We start from the raw sequence: 351 nt of genomic DNA, 5'->3' as shown, positions 1-351 counted from the left end.
TTGTTGCCGTGAATGGCGGCGGACGAGACGCCCGCCTTGGCCAAATGGCGGACGACGCGGACGGCGCCGTGCTTGGTCCGGGTGAACACGAGCGCGGTCGCGATCTTCTTGTCGCGCAGCAGATCAAGCAGCAGACTCTGCTTGTTGGCCTTGTCCACCAGATAGACGGATTGCTCGATCCGCTCGGCCGTGGAGGATACCGGCGTCACCTCGACCTTGGCGGGGTTGACGAGAATCGTCTGCACCATCTTGGTAATCTCGGTCGGCATCGTCGCCGAGAATAGCAGCGTCTGTCGCTTCTGCGGCACCTTCGCGATGATACGCTTCACGTCGTGAACGAAGCCCATGTCC

The 351-nt window shown here is 61.8% G+C and carries 1 pseudogene; it reads right to left on the bottom strand.

The annotated features are described in order from the left end of the window. A pseudogene (locus KVT38_RS35000) lies at nucleotides 1-351 on the bottom strand (DEAD/DEAH box helicase); the annotation flags it as partial.

It is taken from the genome of Cohnella sp. GbtcB17 (genome assembly GCF_019091135.1).
Taxonomy (GTDB): Bacteria; Bacillota; Bacilli; order Paenibacillales; family Paenibacillaceae; genus Cohnella.
Note: the sequence above shows the minus strand (reverse complement) of the source record. Positions and strands in the feature narration are given on the sequence as shown.